Genomic DNA, 22,402 nt, shown 5'->3' with positions numbered 1-22,402 from the left:
TGCGGCCCCGGGCCGGTCTCCCGCTACCGAGGAGCGATCCCCTTGACCCAGTCGTCCACGGTGACGACGTCCGCCCACTGCGGGAACAGCCGCTCGACGAGGACCTGGTGCAGCTCCGGGTCGGTGTCCAGGCAGGCGTCGGGCAGGACGGTGAGGCCGAAGTCCAGGTCGTTCGCCTGGCACAGGGTGGACAGCACCACGGCGCTGGTGGCGATGCCGGTCAGGACGAGGCTGTCGATGCCGCGCGCCCGCAGCACCACGTCGAGATCGCTGCCCGAGAACGCGCTCGCCCGCCTCTTGGTGACCACCACATCGCCCGGCCGGGGCGCCACCTCGGGGTGGATCTCGGTGCCCGGCGCGCCCTCCACGAACAGCCCGGCCTGCGCGATGGCCGCCAGCGGCCGGTTCCGCGTGCCGACTTCGGGGAAGCCGGGGCGCAGCGCGATGACCACGTAGATCACGGGGATGTCCGCCGCCCGGGCCCCGTCGATCGCCCGGCGCAGGCGCGGCAGGTAACCGGAGCCGTCGTCGGCGAGGTCCACGATGGCCCGCTGGACGTCCATCACTAGAAGAGCGCTGCTCATGTCGTCTCCGGGAACGAAGTGGGTCCGGGGCCGGCCCGGCGTCGGAACGGGCCGTCAGGGTACGGCCGTTCGCATCCTACGCGGCCTCCTCGTCCGGTCTCCTCACCCGGGAAAGCGCCCCGAACTGCGCAGTTCCCACCGCCGCTCCGCGTACGCCATGTCGTCGCGCCACAGACGCCCCGCCGTCGCCCGCATCAGCGGCCGCAGCAGGGGAGCGGCGGCGCGGGCCACCGCGAACCCCGGGCGCGCGGAGGCGGCGACGACCGCTTCCACGACGGCGGTGCGCGGGCGGCCGGAGGCGTCCGCGCCGAGCGGCGTGGCGTGGGTCTCCACCACGGAGCCCGCCCCCTCGCCCTCGGTGATGCGCATGACCACGGTGCGCGGCCCGGGCGCGGTGAACTCCGCCCGGACCGGGACGACCAGACGCCCGGCCACCTTGAAGGAGACATCCACCGTCAACGCGTCCTCCGGGCCCGCCGGGCCGTCCGTCACGGTCAGGTCGACGAAGGAGTACGGGTGGAACCAGGCGCCGTGCCACGGGTCGAGCCGGTTGGCGACCACGTCCTCCGGCTCGCAGCGGCCGACGCCGGTGTACACGGACGCCACGGCCCCGGCGGTGTCCGGGCGCCGGGGGACACGGGGCCTGGCCAGCGGCTCCTCACCGCCCGCCCGGTCCAGCCGTACCCAGACCAGCACCCCGTCGTCGTACACCGGATACGGCTCCCACCCGGCGAACGGGCCGCCGTCCAGGGCGAGTCCGTGCCAGTGGCAGACGAGGGTGCCGCACCGCACCGGACTGTCCTTCAGGGGCGCGCCCAGATGCGGGCAGGCGCCGGGGCCGCCGCGCAGCCGCCCGTCGGCGGCGCGCCACAGCACCACCTCCGCCCCGGCGACGGTCCGGCCCAGCGGCCGGTCCCGGCCGACGTCCCGCGCGGCGCCCACCGCGTACCAGTTGCCGGACGGCCGGGACCTGGCACGTTCCAGCGCGCCCGCGATCACTCCGGGCGCGGCGTCCCGCCAGGTGGGCCGCTGGCGCTCCCACGCGACGGGCCGCCGGCGCAGGCTCAGCGGGTACCGGCCGCGTCCGGCGGGGCGGCGGGGAGCGTCCACGGTGCTTCCTCCCGGGCGTGTCGCGGTGCGTTCTGCCGTGCGGGCCGCCGTGACCCGTACCAGGCCGTCCAGGGCCACGGTCGCCCGGACCGGGCGCGAGACGACGGCGCGGCGGTGCAGGACCGCGAAGCCGTCGGCCTCCACGGCGTCCAGGATGCCGCGGTAGAGGATGAAGGCGGTACGGATGCACGGCCGGGAGACCGGATCGAGCATGGCGACGCCGGGCGCGGCCCGGCGGTAGACGCCCCGGGTGAGGTCGGCGGCGGCCCGCAGCGCCTCGGTGATCCGGGCGTCCGCGCCGCCGGTCAGCCGGCTCCACCGGAGCAGTTCCCGGTCCACGTCGTGCGCGGCCAGCAGGTCGGCGGGCAGGTAGACGCGGCCCCGGTCCAGGTCCTCGCCCACGTCCCGCAGGAAGTTGGTGAGCTGGAAGGCCGCTCCGAGCGCGGCGGCGTGCGGCGCGGCCTCCGCGCGCGGCGTGACCGTGCCGAGGACCGGCAGCATCTGGAGACCGATGACCTCGGCCGAGCCGTACATGTAGCGGCGCAGGTCGTCGTAGGTCGGGTAGTCGGTCACTTCCAGGTCGGCGCGCATGGAGGCCATGAAGGCGGTGAAGTACGCCGGGTCGATGCCGTAGACGGCGCTGGTGTGCGCCAGCGCCCGTACGACCGGCTCGTCGCCGCCGCCCCGGGCGAGGCCCGCGTCGAGCTGCGTCTCCAGGGCGTGCAGGGCCGAGGCGCGTTCCTGCGGGGTGGCGTCGGCGTCCAGGCTGTCGACGATGTCGTCCGCCCAGCGGGCGAACCCGTAGAGGGCGTGCACGGCGGGCCGGCGGGCGACCGGCAGCAGCCTGGTGGCCAGGAAGTACGTCTTGCCGTGCCGGGCGTTGAGGCGGCGGCAGTGGGCGTAGGCGGCGCGCAGCGCGGGCTCGGTGATGCCCGCGGCGTCGAGTTCCCGGGCGGTCATGGGGTCTCCTCCGGTGTGCGGGGGCCCTCCGCCCTACGGGCGGGGCGGCGGCGCGCGCCGAGGTCGGTCACCCTGGCGGGCCTCGCGGAAGCCCCTCCGGTCACCCGCGCGGCGGCCAGCTTTCCCGAGACCAGCACGGTGGGCACTCCGACGCCCGGGGTGGTTCCGCACCCGGCGAGTACGGCGTTCTCGGTGCCGCGCACCAGGTTGCGGGGGCGGAACGGTCCGGTCTGCGCGAAGGTGTGGGCGGCGGAGAACGGGGTGCCCGCGCCGTGCCCCTGACGGCTCCAGTCCGCCGGGGTGACCAGGCACTCCTCCTCGGCCGCCGCGTCCAGACCGGTGAAGCCGCGCCGGTCCAGTTCGGCGAGGAGCGCGGTGCGGTAGCGGGGGCCGAGGCCGCGCCAGGCGTGCACGCCGGGCCCGATGTCGGTGTTGGGGCAGGGTGCGAGGACGTAGTGCAGGTGGCGGCCGGGCGGGGCGAGCGACGGGTCGGTGGCGGTCGGCCGGGTCAGCAGCAGTGAGGGGTCGCTCATCAGCGTGCCGGTGCGGGTCAGTTCGTGGAACGTACGGTGCCAGGCGGCGCCGAACGAGATGGTGTGGTGGCCCGGTTCCGGCCAGGTCGCGGAGGTGCCCGCGTGCAGGACGACGGCCGAGGGGGAGCGGCGCAGCGGCAGCGGGCGGCGCGGGGTGCGGCCGAGCAGACGGTACGCCTCGGGCAGGTCGGCGGTGAGCACCACGGCGTCGCACGGGACGCGTCCGGCGTCGGTGACGACGGCGGTGACCCGGCCGCCGGAACGTTCCAGCGCGCGCACCTCGTGCCCGTACCGGAACTCCCCGCCCGCCTCGGCCGCGGCGTCCGCCATGGCGCGGGGCAGCGCGTGCATCCCGCCGCGCGGGAAGTACACGCCGGCCACCGTGTCCATGTAGGCGATGACGGCGTACGCGGCGAGCGCACGGGCCGGCGGCACGCCCGCGTACAGGGACTGGAAGGAGAAGACGCGGCGCACCCGCTCGTCGGTCAGGAACCGGCCGATCCGGGCGTCGAGCCGGCCGAAGCCGCCGAGCGCCGCGAGGCGGGCCAGGTCGGGGTGGAGCAGTTGCAGCGGCGAGTCGAAGTTGGCGTCGATGAAGCGCCGCATCTGGACCGTGTACAGGCGGCTCAGCCAGGAGCGCAGCCGCCGGTAGCCCGCGGCCTCCCGGGCCCCGGCGAACCGTTCGATCTCCGTCTCCATGGCCTCCGCGCCGGTGTGCACGTCGAGCGTGCTGCCGTCGGCGAACCGGGCGCGGTAGGCGGGGTGCAGGGGCACCAGGTCCAGCCGCCCGGCCATCGAGGCGCCGACCGCGGCGAACGCCTCCTCGGCCAGGTCCGGCATGGTCAGCACGGTCGGCCCGGTGTCGATCAGGTAGCCGCCGCGTTCGAGGCGGCCGCACCGGCCGCCGGGCCGGAGCCCGCGCTCGACCACGGTCACCCGCCGCCCGGCGCCGAGCAGATGCAGCGCGGCGGACAGCCCGGACAGCCCGGCGCCGATCACGACGACGTGGTCGGTGCGGCCGGGTACGGACTTCACCGTTCACCTGCGCGGGCCGCCACGACGGGCACCGTCACGGGAGAGCCGCCCGGCGGGGCGTGCGGGCGGGCGCCGGCCGTCGCCCGGAGCAGCGCGTGCAGGTGGCGGAGGGCGGCCGGGTCGGCGGTACGCAGGCCGGCCAGGTACGCCGTACTCCGGTCGGCGAGGGTCTCGATCTTGTCCTCCAGGGCGGCGCGGGCCCCGGTCGAGACGAACACGTCCCGTACGCGGTCCACGGCGGCGGCGGAGAGGTCCGGGTCGCCCAGTGCCGCGTCGAGGACGCCGAGGGCCCCGTCGTCACCGGCGGCTTCCGCCCGGGCGCGGGCGACCGTGGTGAGGTAGGTCGGCTTGCCTTCGCGAATGTCGTCACCGGACGGTTTCCCGGTCTTCTCCGGGTCACCGAACACCCCCAGCAGGTCGTCGTGGAGTTGGAAGGCGAGCCCGGCGCAGCGGCCCGCCGAGCGCAGCGCGCCGGCGGTCCGGTCGTCGGCGCCGGCCAGGGCCATCAGGAGCGGCCGTTCGACCGAGTAGCGGGCACTTTTGAGACGGGCGGTGCGGACCGCGCGGGCGGGGGAGCGGCACGCGGTGACCTGGCCGTGCAGGTCGAGGTACTGGCCGGCGACCATCTCGGTCCGCATGGTCCGCCACAGGGCGTGTACCGCGGACCGCGCGGAGGCGGGGAAGGAGGTGTCCATAACGGTGTCGTCGGCCCAGGCCAGCGCGAGGTCACCGGCCAGGATCGCCGCGGACCGGCCGAACGATTCCGCGGACCGGCCGGACGTCTCCGCGGAGCGGCCCGATGTCTCCGTGAACCGGCCCGCTGTCTCCACCGACCGGCCGAACGTTTCCGCCGACCGAACGGGCCGCTCCTGGCCGGACTGTTGGGCGTACTGCCCCCGCACCTCCGCGTGCAGAGCGGGCCTGCCCCTGCGCAGCTCGGCGCCGTCCATCACGTCGTCGTGCACCAGCGCGCAGGTCTGGACGAGTTCGAGCGCGGCGGCCAGCCGCAGCGCGGCGCCCGCCGTCTCACCGCCGCCCCCGCAGACCCGCAGGCCCCACCACACGAACCGGCCGCGCAGCCGCTTGCCGCCGCCCAGCGTGAAGCGCGCGACGCGTTCGGCGATGTCCCGGCCGAACAGGGCGTCGGCCGCCGCGGCTTCGGCGAGCCGGGCGCCGAGCACCTCGTCCAGCACCCGTTCGACGGCGCCCGCGACATCCGCGTCCACCGCCCGGGCCTGATCCGTTCCCTGGTCGTCCGCTGTCCGGATACGGCGCATCACCCGTCCTTCCGTCGAACCGGCCGGTGGACGCTGCCCCACGTGGACCGCGGCCACCCCTCGGACGCGTCGCCGGACGGGCCGGGCGCGTGTCCGGTGCCGCCGGCGCCCGTGCCCGCAGTTCACCACGGGACCCGCGCGCCGTCGGGACGCCACGTCCGGGCCTGCTCCCTTCGGAGGACGCGGGTACCCGGTGCCGCCCGGTGAAACCCGGTGGCGTCCCTCGTCCGTACACCGGCCCGCACCTCCGGCGGACAGCGAGGCAGGGGACATGGTCCCGTGAGGTTGTCCGGATACCGGCCATTGAACGGGCGAAATTCAGCCATCGCAGGCGCGCCGCAACGGACGCGCCGTGGCCCGCGGACCGTCAGCCGCTGTTCTGCGCCAACTGGAGACGTACGAGATGAGCGAGGGTCGGAGCCGGGTGCTTGGCCCGTATACGGCGCAAGTAGGTGCTGACCGTATGGACACTGATGCCCAGTCGCCTGGCCGTCTGGTCGTATGTCAGGCCCTCGGCGATGTGCGACAGTACCTCTCGCTCCCGGGGGGACAGCAGCGGCGGCATGGTGGGCGCGCTGTGGTCCGACATCTCTTCCTCCAAGGGGGGTGATGGTGGAGCAGGGAAGATCCGGCGGCCCGCGGCGTCAGGTCGATCGGTCCGGCGGCGCGGGCGGAGCGGATGGAGCGCGGCAAGGCCGTGGTACGGCCGCCGCGCTGCGCGGTGCTCGTCGGCTCAACGCCGGAAAGACGGCCCGAGCGGGACCGGACATGGTGCGCCCTCCCGCGGGTACGGAGCGGAACTGCCGACGGTGCCGCGGGGGCAGCACATCCCCCGTGACATGCGGCTTGATCTAACCACGGACGCGGCAAAACGCAAGAAGGCCGCGACCGTCCCCGCCATGCCCCTACACGCGCGGTCGAGCGCGGGTCAAGTCACCGGATGATGCGTCTCCAGGCGTTTCGCGAACCGGGTGACCGTAAGTGCGTACTTACGTCCTCCGCCGTCCGTGTGGTGGACCAGGCCGGCACGGGGCGTTTGAGGGGGAACAAGAGAGTGGGGCACTTCCGGCTGCTCGTCGTCGGCAATGCCGTCTCGGCGTACGGCAGTTACCTGAACATGGTGGCGCTGAACGTCTTCGTCTACCAGGTCACGGGCAGCGCGCTGACCGCCGGCCTGTTCATGGCGGTACGGCTGATCACCAGCGTACTGTCGGGTTTCGTCAGCGGCCGGCTGGTCTCGCGTTACGACCGCAAACGGCTGATGGTGTGCGCGGACCTCACCCAGGCGGTGGCCCTGGCGCTGCTGCTCCTGGCACCCGACGGAGCGCGCGTGGCCCTGCTGTTCGCGCTCGCCGTGGTGACCGGCGCCTGCTCGACCCTCTCCCAGGTGGCGCTGCGCAGCAGCGTCCCGGAGATCGTCGGCGCCGATCTGCGGACCAGGGCCAACGGCCTGCTGGTCACCGGCCGTTCACTGGCCATGATCGCCGGTTTCGCCTCGGCGGGCGTGGTCGTCGCGGAGTTCGGCTACACCACCGCCTTCGTGCTGGACGCCATCACCTTCACGGTCTCCGCGACGGTCCTCTTCCTGCTGCCCATCCGTACCCGGGCCGTGGCCGAGGAGAGCACGGCCGACGGCGCCGCGGCGGACGACGCGGGCACCGGCCGCTGGGCCTCCTTCGCGCTGCTGAAGGCGGCGCCGCTGCTGGCGGTCATGGTCGCGGTCCGCGCGGCCGACGGCCTCGGCTCGTCGTCGCACAACGTGGCCCTGCCCATCTACTCCAGCGCCCTGGACCCTTCGCATCCGGCAACGTTCATCAGCCAGTTCTGGGCGACCTGGGCGATCGGCAACATCGTGGCGCAGCAGGTGTGCTCCCGGCGTACCGGCAAGACCGGCTGGTCGCCGGGGGAGCGCGCCTTCGCACTCGGCTCCATCGTGATGTCGGCGGCGTTCATCGTGGTCTTCAGCGGACTGCCGGCCGTTCCGGCCGCGGCCGCCGCGCTCGTCGCCGGCATGGCCGACGGGTTCACGGAGATCGCGTACGTCTCCCGGCTGCAGGCCGCCCCCGACGAGCAGCGCGGACGCCTCTTCGGCCTCTCCGCGTCGGCCGAGAACAGCGGTTTCGGCCTCGGCATGATCGTCAGCGCGGCGTTGCTGGAGCGCTTCTCGCCCCTTCAAGTGGTCAGCGCGTTCCAGGGCCTGGCCATCGTCCTGTGCGTCGCCCTGCTCGTCGTGCTGGCCAGGGGACGCTCCCTGTTCCCTGACCAACCACCGGCCCGGGAGAGCGGCGGCCCGGCGTCCGGCCGCGAGGTCTCCTCCGCCGCGGAGGGCGGCACCTCATGAACGTACCGGCCGACTCGCGCGTCGCGGTCATCGGCATGGCCTTCCGCTTCCCCGGAGCGGACACCCCGAGGAGTTCTGGCACGTCATCCGCGACGGCCTGGACTGCGTACGGCGCTTCACCGACGAGGAACTGGCCGCGGCCGGCGTCCCCGCCGAGAAGTACCGGGCGGACGACTTCGTCGGCGCCAGCGGCATCCTGTCCGGCATCGACCGGTTCGACGCCGGGTTCTTCGGGATGAGCGTCCGGGAGGCGCAGCTCACCGACCCGCAGCACCGGATGTTCCTGGAATGCGCCTACCACGCCCTGGAGGACTCGGGATACCCGCGCGAACGGGGCGGCCTGCGCACCGGCGTCTTCGCCAGCACCGGCTACCACCTCTACACCCTGGAGAACTACCTGCTGAACAACGTCCTGAAGGGGCCGGTCGGCGACGACTGGCTCTCCAGGATGCAGGTCCTGGTCGGCAACTACGCCGACTTCACCGCCACCCGCGCCTCCTTCCGCCTCAACCTGACCGGCCCGGCCATCAGCGTCCAGACCGCCTGCTCCAGCTCCCTGGTCGCCGTGCAGCTCGCCGCCCAGTCGGTGCTGATCGGCGACAGCGACATCGCGCTGGCCGGCGCCACGGCCGTCCATGTGCCGCAGGTGCTGGGCTACCAGTACGTCAAGGGCTCCATCCTCTCCAAGAGCGGCTACCTGCGCGCCTTCGACGGCCGGGCGGACGGCACGGTGGGCGGCACCGGCGTCGCCGCCGTCGTCCTCAAGCGCCTGGACCGGGCCCTCGCCGACGGCGACACCATCCATGGCGTCATACGCGGCTGGGGCGTCAACAACGACGGCGCGGACAAGCAGACGTTCACCGCCCCGAGCGCGGCCGGCCAGCGCGGCGCCATCCGCCGCGCGCTGGACCACGCCGGCATCGGCGCGGACACCGTCGGCTACCTGGAGACGCACGGTACGGGCACGCTGAAGGGCGACCCGATCGAATTCGACGGCGCCGTCTCCGCGTACCGCACCGACACCGACCGGACCGGGTACTGCGCCCTCGGCTCGACCAAGGCCAACATCGGCCACCTCGACGTGTGCTCGGGCATCGCCAGCTTCATCAAGGCCCTGCTCGTCCTCAAGCACGGCGTCATCCCGCCGATGGCCAACTTCCGCGAGCCGAACCCCGCCCTCGACCTCGACCACAGCCCCTTCTACATCCCCGAAGAGGCGCGCCCGTGGCCCCAGGGGGACACACCGCGCCGCGCGGGCGTCTCGTCCCTGGGTGTCGGCGGCACCAACGCCCACATCATCGTGGAGCAGGCCCCCGAACCCGCGCCCCGGGCCGCCACTGTGACCGCACCGGACGTCCTGGTCCTGTCCGGCCAGTCCGCCGAGGCCCTCACCGCCAACGCCCACGCCGTACGCGACCACCTGACCCGGCACCCGGAGACGGACCTCGCCGACCTGGTGACCACCGCGGCGGGCCGGGCCCACCACCGGCACCGCCTGGCGGCCCGCGGCACGAACCCGGCGGACCTCGTCGCGGCCCTGGACGGCTGGCTCGCGGGCACCGGCGGCCCCGCCGCGGCCGCCGCCGTGACGACCGGCGAGGCACCCCGGGAAGGACGGCCGGGCGTCGCCTTCCAGTTCACGGGACAGGGCAGCCCGTACCCCGGCATGGCACAGCCCCTGTACGAGCGCTTCGCGGTCGTCCGCGACCTGCTCCACACCTGCGACCGCCACCACCAGAAGCTGTACGGCAGCTCCCTGCTCGACACCCTGCTCGACCCCGGCGCGGACCGTGCCGTCACGGAGAACACCCGGACCGCCCAGCCGGCGCTCTTCGCCCTGCAGTACGCCCTCACCGGGCTGTGGCGTCACGCCGGCATCACGCCGGACATCGTTGCCGGGCACAGCGTCGGCGAGTACGCCGCCCTCTGCGCGGCGGGCGCGCTGTCCGTCGAAGACGGCCTGCGCATCACCGCGGAGCGCGGGCGCCTGATGCAGGAGCACTGCGCCCGCGGTGCCATGGCCGCCGTCTCGGCGGACCTGGAGACCGTCCGGAGCCTGGCCGACGAGATCACCGGCGTCGAACTGGCCGTCGTCAACGGGGCGCAGCGGCACGTGCTCGCCGGCCCCGTCACCGCCGTCGACCGGCTGCTGACCCGGCTGGAGGAGCGCGGCATCCCCGCGGAACGGCTGCCGGTGACACGCGCCTTCCACACCGCGCTCACCGACCCGATCCTGGACAAGTTCCGGGACCTGCTCGACGGCGTCACCTTCCGCCCGGTCACGACCGGCTTCGTCAGTTGCCTCGACGGGCGCCTGCACGAGCCGGGCTGGGTGCCGGACGCCGACTACTTCGTACGGCAGACCCGCCGGCCGGTCCGCTACGACGCCGTCCTGCGCACACTCGGCGAAACCGACGCCGCCGCGCTGGTCGAGATCGGCCCGCACACCACACTCAGCGGACTGGCCCGCGCCGCGCTCCCCGGCGTGCGGGCGGTGCCGACGCTGCGCCGCGGCACCGGACCGGGCGCCTTCTGGGGCGCGGTGGCCCAGCTCCACTGCGCGGGCGCGGACCTCGACTGGCCGGCGCTCACCGCCGGCAGCGGAGGCCGCAGGATCTGGCTGCCCGGCTACCGCTTCCAGCACAAGACGTTCTGGACGGGGCCGGCGCCGACAGCCGTCCGGGCCGTCCGGACCGGCGAACCAGCGAGAGAACCAGCGAGAGAAGAGGAAGACGTGGCACAGGACGAGGCAGTGTTCGCGAGGGTGCTCGGGCACGTCATCGAGTTGGTCGCCAAGCACCTCGGGCACGACGCCGACGCGATCACCGGCGACACATCCTTCTTCGACCTCGGCGCGGACTCGCTGCAGATGATCAGCGTGCTGCGCGAGCTGGAGCAGGACCACCAGGTCAAGGTCGCGATGCGGGAACTGTTCGAGGAGGCGAGCACCCCGGGGCAGCTCGCCGAGCTGATCGTGGGGCGGATGGCGGGCGGTACGGCGGAGCCCGTACGGTCCGAGCCGGTGGCCGCCGAGCCCGTACGGTCCGAGGCGGCTGCCGCGGCGTCCGCCGAGCCGGTGCGCGCGGCGGAGCCGATCGGCCTGCCCGAGCCCATCGGCGCGCCGGAGCCCATCGCCATGCCTGAGCCGGTCCGCGCGCCCGCGCCCGAGCCGATTCGTGCGCCGGAGCCCACGCCCGCGCCCGTCCCCGCGCCCACCGGGCCGTCCGGCTCCGCGCAGCCCGTGACGCGCGAGGAACTGACCGACCTCGTCCGCCAGGTGCAGCAGCTCTCTCAGATCCAGCTACAGATGATGTCCCAGATAAGCCAGCTCTCCCAGTTGCTGACCGCGCAGGCGACGAGCGCCCTGACCGGCGGCGGCGTGGTGGCCAACGGGAAGGCGGGCGGCAAATGACCGGGCTGAGCGCCGCCGCCGCTGCGGTGGACCAGAACCTGGCCGCGATGTCCGACCTCTCCCGCAGCATCGCGGAGCGGATCGAGGCCGCGGGCGGGAGCGGGAGCACGGCCGGGGCCGGGAGTACGGCCGGGGCCGAGACCGGGGCCGGGGATCGGGCTCCGGCTGAGGCCGCGGCTCAGCCGGCGAACGGCACCGCGCAGGAGCCCTCCGCCGAGCGCCGGCAACGCGTGCACGGCCCCCGGGTGACCGTCTCCCGCGCCTCCGGCATGGTCGGCGGCTTCGCCTCCGCGGCCCAGCAGGCCCACCTCGACGACCTGGTACGCCGTTACACGGCCAAGACCGCCACGTCCAAGGAGATCGCCCAGCGCTACCGCCGGGTGCTGGCCGACAGCCGGGCCGTCGTCGGGTTCCGCAGCAAGACGAAGGAGATGCTGTACCCGATCGCCGGACGCCGGGCCCACGGCTCCCGGCTGGAAGACATCGACGGCAATCGCTATGTCGACATCACCATGGGCTTCGGCGTGCTCCTCTTCGGCCACGAGCCGGACTTCGTGCGCGAGGCCGTCCGCGAACACCTCTCCCGGGGCATCCAGCTCGGCCCGCGCAACGTCGAGACCGGCGAGGCCGCCGAGCTGCTGGCGGAACTGACCGGCATGGAACGCGTGGCGTTCGCCAACTCCGGTACCGAGGCGAACTCCGCCGCGATCCGGCTCGCCCGTGCCGCCACCGGCCGCCGCCGCATCGTCACCTTCCACGGCGCCTACCACGGCCACGCCGACAACGTCCTGGGCCGCTCCGCCGGCACCGGCGCCGACCGGATCACCGTCCCGGTCTCCACCGGCATCCCGTCCGCCAGCGTCGCCGACCTGCTGGTCCTCGACTACGGCAGTGACGCGAGCCTGGAGGTCATCGCCGAGCACGCGGACGACATCGCCGCCGTCATCATCGAACCCGTACAGAGCCGCCACCCGTCGCTGCGGCCCGTCGAGTTCGTACGGAAGCTGCGCGAGCTGACCCGCCGCCACGGCATCGTGCTGATGTTCGACGAGATGCTGACGGGCTTCCGCCCGGCGCCGCGCGGCGCCCAGGAGCTCTACGGCGTCACCCCCGACCTCGCGACGTACGGCAAGCTGCTCGGCGGCGGCTTCCCGATCGGCGCCATCGCGGGCCGCACGGACATCATGGACGGGGTGGACGGCGGCTTCTGGCAGTACGGGGACGCCAGCTACCCGCCCGCCGACACCACCTTCTTCGGCGGTACGTACATCCAGCACCCGGTCTCGATGGTCGCCGCGCGGGCCGTGCTGACGCACCTGAAGGAGCACAGCCCACGGCTCCAGGAGCGGCTGAACGCCCGCACCGCCGGGCTCGCGGACTCGCTGAATCGTTTCTTCGAGGGCGAGGAATTCCCGCTGAGCGTGAGCCACTTCGGCTCCCAGTTCCGCTTCGAGCACCGCGCCGACATGGAGCTGCTGTACCACCACCTCATGCTGCGCGGGGTGCACGTGTGGGAATGGCGCAACTTCTTCCTGTCGACCGCCCACTCGGACGGCGACATCGAGTTCATCACCGACGCGGTCCGCGGGTCGATGCGGGAACTGCGTGCGGCGGGCTTCTTCCCCGGCGGGCCGAAGACGCTGCCGACGGGGGGTGCGCAGGCTCCGGCGACCGCGCAGGCTCCGGCAGCGTCGCGGACACCGGCGGCGAAGGCGCAGGCACAGGTTCCGGGTCCGGCTCCGACGGGGGCGCGGATCTCCGTAGCGGCGCAGGGGTCGGCAGCCACGCAGGGGCCGGGGATCGTACGGCTTCCCGAGGTGGCACAGCCTCCGGCAGGCGGGCAGGCACCGGCAGGCGGGCAGGCACCGGCAGGCGGGCAGGCACCGGCAGGCGGGCAGGCACCGGCAGGTGCGCAGGCTCCGGCAGGTGCCCAGGCTTCGGCGGTCGCGCAGGCCGCGGAGCCGAGGACCGAGCCCGGCAGCCGCACGGCCGTGGCCGCACGCCGCGCCCCCGACTTCAGCATCTACTTCTTCGGCGACTACCCCCAGGAGGAAGCCGAGGCCGGAGCCGAAGACGGTGCCGCAGCCGGTACCGGTGCAGGTACCGCGGCGGCCGCTCCGGGCAAGTACGACCACATCCTGGAGACCGCCCGCTTCGCCGACCAGCACGGATTCCACGCGCTCTGGATGCCCGAACGGCACTTCCACTCCTTCGGCGGCCTGTTCCCCAACCCCGTCGTGCTCGCCGCCGCCCTCGCCCGCGAGACCCGGCACGTCCGCCTCAACGCGGGCTCGGTCGTGCTGCCCCTGCACGACCCGGTCCGGGTCGCGGAGGAGTGGTCGATGGCCGACAACCTCTCCGGCGGCCGGGTCGGCATCGGCTGCGCCAGCGGCTGGCACGCCAACGACTTCGTCTTCTTCCCCGAGCACTTCGGCCGCCACAAGGAGATGATGTACGAGCAGGTGGAGCAGGTCCGCCGGCTCTGGCGCGGCGAAGCCGTGCGGCGCGCCGGCGGTGACGGCGAGACCGAGGTACGCCTGTTCCCGCGCCCCGTCCAGGACGCGCCCCCCATGTACACGGCGGTGGTCGGCAACCCCGCCTCGTACGTGGCCGCCGCCCGGAACGACGTGGGTGTGGTCACCAACCTGATGACCCAGAGCGTCGAACAGCTCGCCGAGAACATCGCGCTGTACCGCCGCACCCGTGCCGAGCACGGCCTGGACCCGGACGCCGGGCGGGTGGCCGTCCTGCTGCACACCTACCTCGCGGCCGACCACCGGACCGCGCGCACCGAGGCGTACGAGCCCCTGGCGCGCTACATGCGCGCCTCGCTCTCCCTGTTCGGCAACGTCGCCAACAGCCTCGGCCACAACGTCGACCTGTCCGCGCTCACCGAGGACGACCTCGACGTTCTCTTCCGCCGCGCCTACGACCGCTACTGCGACCAGCGGGCGCTCATCGGCACCCCCGAAACCGTCGCGTCCGTGGTCGACGCGGTGAGCGCGGCGGGCGCCGACGAGATCGTCTCGCTCGTCGACTTCGGCGTCCAGCCGTCCGCGCTGCGCAACGGCCTCACCCACATCGACGCGCTGCGCCGCCGCTACCACGCGCCGGGCGCGGAGGCGGGTGCGGGCACGGACGAGGGCGCGGGCAAGGCTGTGCAAGCGGGCTCGGACGCGGGCGTGAATACGGATGCGAGCGCGGGAGCGAGCGCGGGCGCACGCACGTCCACGTCGTACGAGAGCGCCGCCCCGCTGTCGCCCGGACAGCAGCGCATCTGGTTCCTCGAACGGATGCTGCCGGGCCGTACCGCCTACAACGAGACCAAGGCCATCCGCCTCGACGGCCCGCTCGACGTCCCGGCGCTGCGGACGGCGTTGCGTGAGCTGGTGGCGCGGCACGAGGGCCTGCGGACCGTCTTCCGGGAGATCGACGACGAGCCCCGCCAGCTCGTCCTGCCGCCCTCCGCACCGGACTTCGCGGTGCTCGACCGTACGGGCGCGGGCGCCGACGGCGAGGAGGCGGCGGACGCCGCGCTCCGTACCGTCCTGGCGGACGAGAGCGCGCGGCGCTTCGACCTCGTCGACGGGCCGCTGTTCGTCACCCGGCTGGTCAAGCTGGGGGAGGAGCGCCACGTCCTGGTCTTCTCCCTGCACCACATCGTCGTGGACGCCGCCTCCGCCACCGTCCTGGCCCGCGACCTGTCCGCCCTCTACCGGGCCGCGCACCACGGCACGGACGCGGGGCTCCCGGCGCTGACCGGCACCTACGCCGATCACGCCCGCGCCCAGCTCCGTACGCTGGACGACCCGGCGAGCGCCGCGGACCTGACGTACTGGCTCGACACGCTCGGCGGCGAACTCCCCGTACTGGAACTGCCCTGCGACCGCCCCCGCCCCGCGGCCATGACCTCCAACGGACGGGCCGTCTTCCACCGGCTCGCCCCGGAACTGTCCGACCGGCTGCGCGACCTGAGCAGGCAGCGCCGCGGCACCCTCTTCATGACGCTGCTCGCCGGCTTCACCGCGATGCTCCACCGGGTCACGGGCCAGCGGGACATCGTCGTCGGCACCCCGATCTCGGACCGCCCCCAGGGCACCGAGGACCTGCTCGGCTTCTTCGTCAACACCCTCGCGCTCCGCTTCGACCTGTCCGGCGACCCGGAGTTCGGCACGTTCCTCGACCGTGTACGGGGTGTCGCCCTGGACGCGTACGACCACGCGAACGTGCCCTTCGAGGCGGTGGTGCGGGAGCTGGCTCCGGCGCGCACCACGGACCGTACGCCGGTCTTCCAGGTGCTCGCGGAGTTCGAGAGCAGTGACCCGTTCCGCTTCGATCTGCCCGGCGTCCGGGCCACCGTGATCGACGCGGGGCCCGACAAGGCCCTCACGGACCTCGCCGTGTACTTCACCGACCAGCCCGAAGGCATCCGCTGCCACCTGGAGTACAACACCGACCTGTTCGACGCGGGCACCGTGGACGGCTTCTTCCGTACCTTCCGTGACCTGCTCGAAGCGGCCGTACGGGAGCCGGCGACACCGCTGTCCCGCCTCGGCGTCACGCCGGCGCGCAAGGAGACCGCGCAGGCCGTGACGTCCGCGCCCGAGCGGCCGGCGACGGCAACCGCGGCACGGCAGCGGGGCATGGTCACCGTCCCGCCGGTCGAACCGGCGGCCCAGCCGGTGCCCGCCGCGTGGCAGCAGGGTCCATCCCGTCCGGTGGCGCGCGCCACCGTCCACGAGCTCGTCGCCCGGCGCGCGGCGGACGCCCCGTACCGGACCGCCGCCCACCACGGTGACGACCGCCTCAGCTACCGCGAACTGGACGCCCGGGCCGAACGGCTGGCCGCCGTCGTCCGCGAGCGCTCCGGCCTCGCGGCGGCAGCGACCGCGGACGGTACGGACGCCGTGGTGGCCCTGTGGCTGCCCCGCTCCGCCGACCTCGTCGTCGCCATGCTCGCGGTCCTCAAGTCCGGCCTGGCGTACGTCCCCCTGGACCCGTCGCTGGGACGGGCCCGGGCCGCCGCGGTGATCGCGGAAAGCGGCGCCCGGCTCCTGCTGAGCACCGGCTCCCGGGCCGACGAACTCGACCTGCCCGACGGCCTGGTCGTCATCGACGTCGCCGCCGCCGAGAACCGCGCCACCGACCGTACGAAGAAGGTGCCGTCGGACGCCGCCGGACCCGAGTCCCTGTGCTACGTCATCTACACCTCCGGCAGCACGGGCAAGCCCAAGGGCGTCGCGGTGCCCCACAGTGCGGTTGTCGACCTCTGCCAGTGGCACCACAAGCGCTTCGCCTTCACCTCGGCCGACCGCAGCGCGCTGGTGTGCAGCCAGAGCTTCGACGCGTCCGTCCTGGAAATCTGGCCCGCGCTGACCGCCGGAGCCTCACTCGTCATCGCCGACGACACGGTCCGTGCGGACACTGCCGAGCTGGCCCGCTGGTACGCGCAGCAGCACGTGACCTTCTCGATCCTGCCCACCGCTCTGGGCGAGGCACTGCTCACCCTGCCACCTGCCGAACAGCCGCCGCTGCGTCACCTGCTGCTGGGCGGTGACGTGATGCGCACCCGGCCGCACGCGGACGTGCCGTACGAGACGGTCAACGTCTACGGGCCGACCGAGACGACCGTGCTGTGCACCACCCAGACCGTCGGCCCGCGCACACCCGACACCGGCTCGGGGCCGATCCCCATCGGCCGCCCCGCCGACAACGTCATCGTTCGGGTCCTCGACGCCTCCGGCGCGCCGGTGCCGGTCGGCACGGTGGGCGAGCTGTACGTCGGAGGGCCTGGCATCGCCCGAGGCTACCTGGGCGTACCCGTGTCGGCCGACGACCGCTTTGGTCCGGATCCGGTCGCCGCGGCGTCCGGTGAGGGCGTGCGGTCGGCCGGGACCCGCTTCTACCGCACCGGTGACCTGGTGCGCTGGACCGCGGACGGGGCGCTGGAGTTCCGCGGCCGTGCCGACGACCAGGTGAAGATCCGCGGCTACCGCGTCGAACCCGAGGAGGCGGCCCGCGCGCTCAACGGTCTGGACGGCGTGCGCGAGGGCACCGTGGTGGCCCGCCGCGACAGCCGGGGCGAGGCCTACCTCGCCGCCTACGCCGTACCGGCGGACCAGGACGCGGACGGCACCGCCACCGCGGCCGGCCGCCGGACGTACGCCGACCGGCTGGCCCGTGAACTCGCGGACCGGCTGCCGGAGTACCTCGTACCGCGGTCGTGGGCGGTCCTCACCGCCCTGCCGCTCGGGGGCAACGGAAAGCTGGACCGCGCCGCGCTGCCGGACCCGGAGATCGTCACGGCCACGCGGCCCGCGCCCGCGCTCACGCCCGCTTCCGAGGCCGCTCCCGCGCCCGCTTCCGGGAAGCCGGGGCAGGAAGCCCGGCAGACGGCGCCCGCCCCCGCCTCGTTCGCCGACGGCCTCGAACCCGGTCTGCGGGACCGCATCGAGCACCGTCTCCGGGCCCTCTGGGCCGACGCCTTCGACCTCACGGTCGACGCCATCGGACCCGACGCCTCCTTCTTCGACCTCGGCGGTCACTCGATCGCCGCGATCCGGCTGGTGAACCGGGCCCGGGAGGTCTTCGGCCAGGAGTACCCGATGGTGCGCTTCTACCAGGAGCCGACGGTACGGGCCATGGCGGCATACCTGGCCGGCGACACCGGAACGGACGCGCCCTCCGGGGGCGCCGACGCCGGGCGTTCCGAGGGCAGCCGGGCGGGCACTGAGTCCCGTGCTGATGCTGGTGTCCGTGCCGACGCCGATACGGGTGCCGGTGCGGACGCGGGGCCGGACGGCGCCACGGACGTGGTGGACCGGGCGCCCGCCACCTTTCAGCAGCAGGGATTCATCGCCCAGGACGATCACCCCACGCCGCACGTCTTCAACGTCGCCCTGCGCATCACGCTCACCGGCGGCCTGGACCTTCCGGCGCTGCGTACCGCGCTCAGCCAGCTCATCGCCCGCCACGAGTCGCTGCGTACCCGGTTCGTGCAGGAGGACGGGCAGTGGTGGCAGGAGATCCTGCGGCCGCGGCCGGTCGACCTCCGGGTCGAGGACCTGACCACCGGTACCGGAACGGCCGGTGCCGCCGGGACCATGGACGCCGAGATCGAGCAGATCAGCGCACAGGTCGCCGCCACCCGGTTCGACCTCGGCGAGGGAGTGGCGCCCAAGCTCCGGCTGGTGCGCAGCGGCCCGTCGACCTGGGTGCTCTTCTTCGTGCTGCACCACTCCACCTGCGACGGCTGGGCGGTCAGCGTCCTGCTGAGCGACTTCGCCGCCCTCTACGGCGCCGCGGCGAGCGGGACGCCGCACACGCTGGCCAGTACGGTGCCGCAGCCGACCGAGTACGCCCGTTGGCAGCGGGAGACCGCACCGGACGGGCCCGACCAGCGCATCCTGAAGTACTGGGCCAGGGAACTGGACGGGGCGCCCTTCGAGCTGGGGCTGCCGCTGGACCGGCCGCGCCCGGAAACCCTGAGCGGACAGGGCCGTGTCGTGCTCTTCTCCGTGGACGCCGGCCTGCTGACCGACGTGGAACGGCTGGCCAGGAAGTGCGGCACGACACCGTACGCGGTCACGACCGCCGCCCTGGGCCGGCTGATCGGCAAGCTCTCCGGGCGGACGGACGTCGTCGCGAACGTCGCCTACGCCAACCGTGAGCGCCGTGCCTTCGAGTCGCTGATGGCCTGCACGGCCGTGGGGCTCCCGCTGCGTATCCGGCTCGACGGGGACGGGACCTTCACCGACCTCGTCCGGCAGGTCGCGCACACCTCGATCGAGGGCATCGACCACATCATGTCGCTGCGCCGGCTCGTCGAGCCGCTGCGCGAGGAGATGGGGGTCGAGGTGCCGGACCACGTGCCGTTCGGGTTCGCGTACCAGAGCTCGCTGCAGACGGACATCGAGCTGCCCGGCGTGACCGCCCTGGTCGAGGACCTGGCCGTCCCGGCCGCCCGTACGGACCTCAGTGTCGGGCTGATCCCGGCGGGCGACACGCTGACCGGGTACATGGAGTACTCGACCGACCTGTGGGAGCACAGCACGGTCGAGGGCTGGGCCGACGCCTACGTGGACCTGCTCGCCGAGGAGGTGCGGGCCGCGCTGGCGGACTGACGCGTTGCGTCGGTACGGCACCGTTCCGTCGGGGCGGTGCCGTACCGACGGGCCGGTACCGTACCGGCCCGTCCGGTGCCGCCCCCGGTGGCCGCCCGCGTACGCCGGGGCCGCGCGGGGGCGGGCACCGGGCTGGACGTTCCGCCGTCGCTCGGCAATAGTATGGGCGGGACATCCACCGAATCGTCTCCGCCTTCGGCGATAACCTCTGCCGGCCCAGTCGGCGGGAACGGGGCGCCGCCGGGCCGACGGCGACGGGGTGCTGAATTTGCGGGCAGTTGTGGAATTGGGGTCTGGGGCACAGTGATGGTTTCGGGCAAGGTCATTCGTTTCGACGAGGTACGCGGCTACGGATTCGTGGTGCCGGACGACGGCGGAGAAGACGTCTTCGTCCATGTGAACGACCTGGAATTCGACAAGGGGCTGATGGCCCCCGGCGTCAAGGTCGAATTCCTGGTGGACGAGGGTGACCGGGGCCCCAAGGCGTCAGAGGTGCGTTTCCTGGAAGGCGCCCCCGGCCGCTCCGGCGGCGCGCACCGCGCGCAGAGCGCCGCGCACGACGGGAATTTCGAGGACGGTGTCCTGTGCGACACCCTCTCCGCCCAGGAGTTCCTCGACGAGGTGACCGAACTGCTGGTGACCGGCGTGCCGAGCATGACCGGCGAGCAGATCCTCCAGGCCCGCCAGCGTCTTCTGAAGCAGGCACAGTCCCACGAATGGGTCGACGCGTAGGACGCTCCCGGCGTAGCGCTGGGCTGTCGGACCGCCGGACCACCGGACCGCCGGACTGACGACCCACGTCCGCCGCGAGCCGTCGGTTTCGTTCCGTCCGTACGGCAGACACCGGACCGCAGACAACGGACGGCGGAGAGCCGGTGAGGTGAACGTCGCCGGTATATGCGCACCGTTATGCCGTGTCGCCGGCGGTCCGGTGATCAGCATCACGGACGGCCGATGAGACATCGTGTCCTACGTCCTGCCGCTTCCGCCGCCGCGAAAAATCGTCGGCACCTCGTTGCAGGTCCACTCGCCCTAACCCCTGGCCACCGCCGCTTTTCCCCATTGCGGCAGCCGGGGAGTTCTCCCGGAACGCGGCTCCGGAATGCCGGTCGGCCTTTCGGCAGTGACCGTAGGACCGTGAATCCGCGGCGCCGCGGGCATCACGACGCCACGCGCAACACCAGCTTCCCGCGCGTGCGGCCCTCCTCACCCCGGCGGTGCGCCTCCGCGGCCTCGGCCAGCGGCAGGACGTCCTCGACCTCCACCGACACCGCCCCCTCGTCGACGAGGCCACCGATACGGGCGAGCGCCGCCCCGTCCGGCTCCACCAGGAAGCCGCTCGCTTGCACCCCCTGGGCACGGGCGGCCTCCATCAGCTCGGGCGAGGCCCCGGAGGGAACGGCGATCAGCGTGCCGCCGGACCGCAGCGTACGCAGTGAACGGGTGCTGGTCGCGTCGTGCTCGTCCCCCACGAGGTCGATGACGACGTCCACGTCACGCACCTCCTCCTCGAAACGCTCCCGGGTGTAATCGACCAGTTCGTCCGCCCCGAGCGAGCGCAACCAGTTGTGCTTGGCCGCCCTGGCCGTACCGATGACCTGCGCGCCCAGGTGCTTGGCGAACTGCACCGCGAAGTGCCCGACGCCACCTGCCGCCGCGTGGATCAGCACCCGCTGGCCCGCCTCGACGTGCGCCGCGTCCACCAGGCACTGCCAGGCGGTCAGCGCGGCCAGCGGCACGGCGGCCGCGTGGTCGTGGTCGAGCGCGGCCGGCTTGCGCGCGAAGTGCCGCGAGGGCGCGGTCACGTACTCGCCGTAGGCCCCGGCCTGCCGCGGGAACCACGGCATCCCGTACACCTCGTCGCCCGCCTTGAGCGTGTGCACGCCGAAGCCGACCTCCTCCACGACCCCGCTGACGTCCCAGCCCACCGAGAACGGCGGATCGCCGAGGACCGAGGCCATCCCGCCGCCCTGGCGGGTCTTCCAGTCGACCGGGTTCACTCCGGCGGAGCGCACCCGGACGAGTACCTCGGTGGGCAGTGGCGCCGGCCGGGGCGCCTGGGTCAGGTACAGCACCTCGGGGCCGCCGACGGTGTCCTGGGTGATGATGCGCATGGTCGGTTCGCTGCTCATGGCGTGTCTCCTGGAGGCGGGGCGGAACGTACCGCACGGCCGGACCGGTTGATCATCGCGTACGGAAATACCGGAGTAGCCGCGAACGGGCGCTCGCACACCTCTGTGATCCTCATGCCCGGTCCTCGCCCGCGCTCCGATAGGCGAACCGGGGGACGAAGAACTGCGTGACCGGGCCGACCGCGAGGGCGTACAGCACGGTGCCGGCCCCCACGCCGCCGCCCAGCAGCCAGCCCACCGCCAGTACGGCGACCTCGATCAGCGTACGGACGGAGCGGAGGGAGCGCCCGCTCACGGCCGACATACCGGTCATCAGGCCGTCCCGGGGGCCGGGGCCGTACCGCGCGCCCACATAGAGGGCGACGGACAGACCGTTCAGGAGGATGCCGCTCGCGAGCAGTCCGATCCGTGCGGGAAGCCCCAGGTGCTGGGGGAGGACGTGCAGTCCGAGGTCGGACGCGCAGGCCAGGACGACGATGTTGGCCCCGGTGCCGAATGTCGGCCGCTGCCTCAACGGGATCCACAGCAGCAGTACGAGCACGCCCACGACGGCGCTGATCGTGCCGAAGCTCAGCGAGGTGTGGCGCGCCAGCCCCTCGTACAGGACGCTCCACGGGTTGACGCCCAGCTCAGCCCTGATCAAGACCGAGAGGCTGAACCCGTACAGGGCCAGGCCGGTGAACAACTGAGGCAGGCGCCTGAGGGGACGTTCGCCGAACGGCACGTACGTGAGGGGGCGCGGGGGACTGCCCGCCCTCGCCCGGGGTCCGGTGGGGGAGCGCTTCGGCCGCCCCTTCCCAGGCAGGCGACGCTCAGCCCGTCCGTCGTCCGCCGAGCTTGCTGGCTCCACTGACTCCGCCGAGCCCACCGATTCCGTCCGTTCGAGCCGCATGCC

Annotated in this window: 11 protein-coding genes and 1 pseudogene; 4 read left to right on the top strand and 8 right to left on the bottom strand. The window is 73.5% G+C overall.

The genetic code is table 11. The features are described 5' to 3' along the window. Window positions 1-23 precede the first annotated feature (23 nt). The 6 genes and pseudogenes from EJG53_RS01795 to EJG53_RS01770 form a co-directional block, all read right to left on the bottom strand. The gene (locus EJG53_RS01795; protein ID WP_125043249.1) at window positions 24-584 is read right to left on the bottom strand and encodes a cysteine hydrolase family protein; all 561 of its coding nucleotides are present in this window, start codon (window positions 582-584) and stop codon (window positions 24-26) included. 102 nt (window positions 585-686) lie between these two features. Continuing rightward, on the bottom strand, window positions 687-1,694 hold the full coding sequence (locus EJG53_RS01790) for a DUF5914 domain-containing protein (RefSeq protein WP_125049103.1): 1,008 nt from the start codon (window positions 1,692-1,694) through the stop codon (window positions 687-689). 6 nt (window positions 1,695-1,700) lie between these two features. Next, window positions 1,701-2,654, bottom strand: a pseudogene (locus tag EJG53_RS01785) (phytoene/squalene synthase family protein); the annotation flags it as partial. Next, window positions 2,651-4,222 carry a phytoene desaturase family protein gene (gene crtI / locus EJG53_RS01780; protein ID WP_125043248.1) on the bottom strand — a complete coding sequence of 524 codons (1,572 nt, stop codon included), beginning with the start codon at window positions 4,220-4,222 and terminating at the stop codon, window positions 2,651-2,653. The gene crtI and the pseudogene EJG53_RS01785, both read right to left, overlap by 4 nt. Next, complete coding sequence (locus EJG53_RS01775) at window positions 4,219-5,499, bottom strand: polyprenyl synthetase family protein (protein ID WP_174856355.1); 1,281 nt, start codon at window positions 5,497-5,499, stop codon at window positions 4,219-4,221. The genes crtI and EJG53_RS01775 overlap by 4 nt, the downstream gene beginning before the upstream one ends. Before the next feature lie 367 nt (window positions 5,500-5,866). Continuing rightward, window positions 5,867-6,088 (bottom strand): response regulator transcription factor, encoded by a 222-nt coding sequence (locus EJG53_RS01770; RefSeq protein ID WP_031000432.1) that lies wholly within the window; start codon window positions 6,086-6,088, stop codon window positions 5,867-5,869. Window positions 6,089-6,553: 465 nt separating this feature from the next. On the opposite strand from EJG53_RS01770, the gene EJG53_RS01765 reads away from it, so the two are divergent. From EJG53_RS01765 to EJG53_RS01745, 4 genes are all read left to right on the top strand, one after another. Further along, window positions 6,554-7,840 (top strand): MFS transporter, encoded by a 1,287-nt coding sequence (locus EJG53_RS01765; RefSeq protein ID WP_125043246.1) that lies wholly within the window; start codon window positions 6,554-6,556, stop codon window positions 7,838-7,840. Between the two features lie 85 nt (window positions 7,841-7,925). After that, on the top strand, window positions 7,926-11,252 hold the full coding sequence (locus tag EJG53_RS01760; RefSeq protein WP_307721718.1) for a type I polyketide synthase: 3,327 nt from the start codon (window positions 7,926-7,928) through the stop codon (window positions 11,250-11,252). Continuing rightward, window positions 11,249-19,375 (top strand): MupA/Atu3671 family FMN-dependent luciferase-like monooxygenase, encoded by an 8,127-nt coding sequence (locus EJG53_RS01750; protein ID WP_244954920.1) that lies wholly within the window; start codon window positions 11,249-11,251, stop codon window positions 19,373-19,375. Before EJG53_RS01760 ends, EJG53_RS01750 begins: the two co-directional genes overlap by 4 nt. Window positions 19,376-19,681: 306 nt before the next feature. Next, window positions 19,682-20,107: a cold-shock protein gene (locus tag EJG53_RS01745; protein ID WP_030021573.1), complete on the top strand. Its 426-nt coding sequence runs from the start codon at window positions 19,682-19,684 to the stop codon at window positions 20,105-20,107. A gap of 428 nt (window positions 20,108-20,535) precedes the next feature. Here EJG53_RS01745 and EJG53_RS01740 read toward each other — a convergent pair whose 3' ends face one another. Both EJG53_RS01740 and yczE read right to left on the bottom strand, forming a co-directional pair. Further along, window positions 20,536-21,507, bottom strand: a complete 972-nt coding sequence (locus tag EJG53_RS01740; RefSeq protein ID WP_125043242.1) for an NADP-dependent oxidoreductase — start codon at window positions 21,505-21,507, stop codon at window positions 20,536-20,538. Between the two features lie 112 nt (window positions 21,508-21,619). Continuing rightward, window positions 21,620-22,150, bottom strand: a complete 531-nt coding sequence (gene yczE / locus EJG53_RS01735; RefSeq protein WP_244954919.1) for a membrane protein YczE — start codon at window positions 22,148-22,150, stop codon at window positions 21,620-21,622. Between the last annotated feature and the right edge of the window lie 252 nt (window positions 22,151-22,402).

Origin of the sequence: Streptomyces chrestomyceticus JCM 4735 (assembly GCF_003865135.1) — a bacterium.
Taxonomy (GTDB): domain Bacteria; phylum Actinomycetota; class Actinomycetes; order Streptomycetales; family Streptomycetaceae; genus Streptomyces; species Streptomyces chrestomyceticus.
The sequence above is the reverse complement of the archived record's forward strand: the minus strand, read 5'-3'. Positions and strand labels throughout refer to the sequence as shown.

Bases quoted from the DNA above. Each gene is read 5' to 3' on its own strand.
- EJG53_RS01795 (WP_125043249.1), bottom strand. From the start codon at position 584: ATGAGCAGCGCTCTTCTAGTGATGGACGTCCAGCGGGCCATCGTGGAC.
- EJG53_RS01775 (WP_174856355.1), bottom strand. From the start codon at position 5,499: ATGCGCCGTATCCGGACAGCGGACGACCAGGGAACGGATCAGGCCCGG.
- EJG53_RS01770 (WP_031000432.1), bottom strand. From the start codon at position 6,088: ATGTCGGACCACAGCGCGCCCACCATGCCGCCGCTGCTGTCCCCCCGG.
- EJG53_RS01750 (WP_244954920.1), top strand. From the start codon at position 11,249: ATGACCGGGCTGAGCGCCGCCGCCGCTGCGGTGGACCAGAACCTGGCC.
- EJG53_RS01745 (WP_030021573.1), top strand. From the start codon at position 19,682: ATGGTTTCGGGCAAGGTCATTCGTTTCGACGAGGTACGCGGCTACGGA.
- EJG53_RS01740 (WP_125043242.1), bottom strand. From the start codon at position 21,507: ATGAGCAGCGAACCGACCATGCGCATCATCACCCAGGACACCGTCGGC.